The sequence below is a fragment of the Halogeometricum sp. CBA1124 genome (genome assembly GCF_009741955.1).
In the GTDB taxonomy this organism is placed as follows: Archaea; Halobacteriota; Halobacteria; order Halobacteriales; family Haloferacaceae; genus Halogeometricum; species Halogeometricum rufum.
In genome coordinates this window covers 1-3,434 of record NZ_WPCD01000283.1, presented here as the reverse complement: position 1 = coordinate 3,434, position 3,434 = coordinate 1, and the positions used below count along the sequence as shown (strand labels likewise).

Below are 3,434 nucleotides of genomic sequence, written 5' to 3'. Positions count from 1 at the left end.
CGACGACGCCGGTCCTGAATCGCTCCGCTCCCGTGTCGAGTTCGACGGCGTGAACGTCCTCGCCCGTGGCGACGAACGCCGCGCCGTCGCCGTGCCGGGGTCGAGTGCGAGTCCGCGGCCGCCGTGTACGACCAGCGCGGGGTCCCGTCGAAGTCGAACGCCGCGAGTCGGGCGCGCGCGCCGGAGAAGCCACCGCTGTTGACGAGGAGTGCGTCGTCGGCGACGGTCGGCGCGCCGTGGATACCGTCCATCTCCGGCCCGCGCCACAGGACTTCGTCGCGGCCGGTGGCGAGACAGAACACCTCGACGAACGTCGTGACGAACGCCCGGTCGCCGGCGACTGCGGGTGGGCTGTTCACCGCGTAGGAGACGAGTTCGGTCCGCGAGCGGAGTTCGGCCGTCGCGGGGTCGCGCCGGTCGAACGTCGCCGGGTCCTCACGGGTGCGAACGTTGAACAGCGTCCCCTCCGCGACGCTCGGCGCGTGTCCGGCGTCCAACGCCCAGTGGCCCGTCGCGTCCCGGAGACCCGCGGTGTCCGGCGCGTAGCCGGTGTTGCCGGCGTCGAAGCGGTACTGCGGCCACGACCCGTTCGGATTCAGCGGCGGGTCTCCGGGCGGCGTCCGCGTGAGGCGTTCGTCCGGGCCGTCCGTCGGCCCGTACGTCTCGGTGTCGGGCGGCGATTCGGTCGGCGTCGCCGTCGGCGGTCGGGTCGGCGAGTCCGTCGGGGACGACGCGTCGCCTCCGCGCGAGGTACACCCCGCGGTGCCCGCGAGGGCGAGGCCGGCCAGTCGGAGGACCGCGCGTCTGGATGGAGGGCGCATACACCGGCGTTCGGCGAACCCCGGTGAGTACCTTGTGGAGGCCGCGGCCGGGATTTATGCCGTCGCCCGTCGAAACCTCTCACATGGCCGACGAGAATCCCACAGTCACGGTCGGAACGACCGTCTACACCGAAGACGGAAGCGCGCTCGGCACCGTCCGCGGGTTCGACGACGACGGCTTCTTCGTGACGACGCGCGAGGGCATCGCCAGCCTCTCGGTCGAACACGAACGCGCCGGCCACGAGTTCGGCGGGGCGGAACTGATGTGGCGGTGCACCCAGTGCGGCGAGATGGGCGACATCGAGGAACTCCCGGAGTCGTGTCCGAACTGCGACGCGCCGAAAGAGGACATCTACTACTGGACCGAGGACTGACTCGCGAGCGACGAGGCCGGACGGGCGGCCGTCGCGCCGGTCGGACCGCCGGACCCGTCCGCTTTTTTCGCCCCGCGCCGATGGCTCCGCATGGACGTACTCGTCTTCGGCGCCGGAAGTCTGGGCACCCTCGTCGGCGCACTCCTCGCGCGGGTCCACGACGTGACGCTCGTCGGCCGGGAGCCGCACGTCTCGCGCGTCGCCGAACGCGGCGTTCGCGTCTCCGGTGCGGTCGAGGACCGGACGCGACCGGACGCGACCACCGACGGCACGGGCCACAGCGCGGACCTCGCCGTCGTCACGGTGAAGTCGTTCGACACGCCCCCGGCGGCCGACGCGCTCGCGACCGGCAGTTTCGACGCCGTCCTCTCCCTACAGAACGGACTCACCGAGGGCGAACTCGCGGCGCGACTCGACGCGCCCGTCCTCGCCGGCACCGCCACCTACGGCGCGCGACTGCGCGACCCCCGGCCACGTCGAGTGCACGGGCGTCGGGCGCGTCGTCCTCGGCGCGAGGCGGGGCGGCACCGACCCGCACGCCGAACGCGCCGGGAAGGCGTTCCGCGACGCCGGCATCGAGACGCTGGTCGCCGCCGACATGCCGCGGCGACGCTGGGAGAAACTCGCGGTCAACGCCGGCGTCAACGCCGTGACCGCCCTCTCACGCGTCGAGAACGGTGCTCTCGCCGACGGCCCGGGGTACGAACTGGCGCACCGCGCGGCCCGCGAGACGGCCCGCGTCGCCCGCGCGGAGGGCGTCTCGCTCTCGAACCGTCGCGCCCGGCGGGCGCTGGACGAGGTGGTCGCGGCGACGAGTGCGAACCGGTCGTCGATGCTGCAGGACGTGGACGCGGGCCGACGAACCGAGGTCGAGGCCATCCACGGCGTCGTCGTCGAACGGGCCGAAACCCACCGGCTGGCCGCCCCGACGAACCGGACGCTGGCCGACCTGTTGCGGACGTGGGAACGGGGTCGGGGGGTCCGGAGCGAGGAGTAGCCGTCGCCGACTCGAATCGAAGTCGCGCCGGTCAAGGGACTCCGCGCCGAACCCTCTCGCGTGAAGCAACAGACTGCGTGGCTGGTCCTCGTCGGCGCGGCGTTCTTCGAGACGGCGTGGGCCGTCGGACTGGAGTACGCCGACGGCTTCTCGAACCTCCGGGCGACGGCGTTCGTCGTCGTCGCTCTCGTCGTGAGCATGGCCGGCCTCGCGAAGGCCGTCGAAGTGCTGCCGGTCGGAACGGCCTACGCCGTCTGGACCGGCATCGGAGCGGTCGGCACCGTCCTCGTCGGTATCGCCCTGTTCGACGAGTCCACGTCGCCGGTCCGACTCCTCTGTCTCGTCGCTATCGTCGCCGGCGTCGTCGGCCTCCGGTTCGCGGCCTGAACGCCGCGAACGGCCGACTTCGCGCCGCTCACTCCAGATAGCCGAGGTCGCGGAGGCGTTCCTGTGCCTCGTCGTCCATCTGCTCGACCGAGTCGTCGGACACGTCGTCGTCGAGGGCGTCCGTCCACGCGCCGCCGACGTTCGACTCGAACGCCGAGAGCGCGGCCTCCGTCTCCTCAACGGCGTCGTCGTCGCCTCCCGCGAGGTTCTCCGTCTCTCCGGGGTCGTCGTCCAACCGGTACGCCTCGTCGGGGATGCGGTCGATGCGGACGTACTTGGCGTCGGTGCGCCGCGCCGCGCGCATGCGCGAGTAGAACCGGGAGTCCTCCGGGAGCGTGATGCCCGCGCCCGACGCCTTCTCCTCCAGTTGCTTCAGTTCGACCACCGGGCGGGAGTACTCCACGAACGCGTACTCGCCGTCGCGAACCTGTCCGGGGTCATCGTTCGACGCCCGCGAGAACTCCCGGTAGGAGGCCGAGAGCAGCGACCGGGTCCGGTCGAGTGCGACGACGTCGTCGCCGGGCGAGGCGGGCGTGCCGCCCTCCACGTCGAGAGCGTCCAGCACCGTGTGGTAGAGGTCGACGAGTTCGACCTGGTCGTCCCGGCGGTCCGCCTCCAGTTCGGGGTGTTTCACCAGCAGGGGGACGTTCACGAGCGGGTCGTACAGACAGAACTCGTGGCCGTACAGGTCGTGTTCGCCGTGGAGTTCGCCGTGGTCGGCGCAGACGACGACCATCGTGTCGTCCCAGCGGCCGGTCTCCTTCAGCCAGTCGAACAGGCGGCCGAGTTGGTCGTCGATGTGGGCGATTTCGGCGTCGTACAGGCCCGGATGGCCTCCCACTCGTCGTCGTCGAT

Annotated in this window: 3 protein-coding genes and 2 pseudogenes; 3 read left to right on the top strand and 2 right to left on the bottom strand. The window is 71.7% G+C overall.

Features of this window, described 5'->3' with window-relative positions; translation table 11 throughout:
- Nucleotides 1–821, bottom strand: an 821-nt coding sequence (locus GJ632_RS20410) for a PQQ-binding-like beta-propeller repeat protein (RefSeq protein ID WP_191453881.1), incomplete at its 3' end; no start/stop codon positions are given.
- Between the two features lie 83 nt (nucleotides 822–904).
- Between GJ632_RS20410 and GJ632_RS20405 the strand changes: the two genes are divergently transcribed.
- From GJ632_RS20405 to GJ632_RS20395, 3 genes and pseudogenes are all read left to right on the top strand, one after another.
- Entirely contained in the window at nucleotides 905–1,195 is a 291-nt protein-coding gene (locus tag GJ632_RS20405; protein ID WP_191453880.1) for a rubredoxin-like domain-containing protein, read from the top strand.
- A 90-nt stretch (nucleotides 1,196–1,285) separates the two neighbouring features.
- Nucleotides 1,286–2,192: pseudogene (locus GJ632_RS20400) on the top strand (ketopantoate reductase family protein).
- 60 nt (nucleotides 2,193–2,252) lie between these two features.
- A complete protein-coding gene (locus GJ632_RS20395; RefSeq protein WP_089803862.1) occupies nucleotides 2,253–2,579 on the top strand; it encodes a multidrug efflux SMR transporter in 327 nt (108 codons plus the stop codon).
- Nucleotides 2,580–2,607: 28 nt separating this feature from the next.
- Here GJ632_RS20395 and GJ632_RS20390 read toward each other — a convergent pair.
- Nucleotides 2,608–3,434: pseudogene (locus GJ632_RS20390) on the bottom strand (sulfatase-like hydrolase/transferase); the annotation flags it as partial.

Coding starts and splice junctions, on each gene's coding strand:
- GJ632_RS20405 (WP_191453880.1), top strand. CDS start 905: ATGGCCGACGAGAATCCCACAGTCACGGTCGGAACGACCGTCTACACC.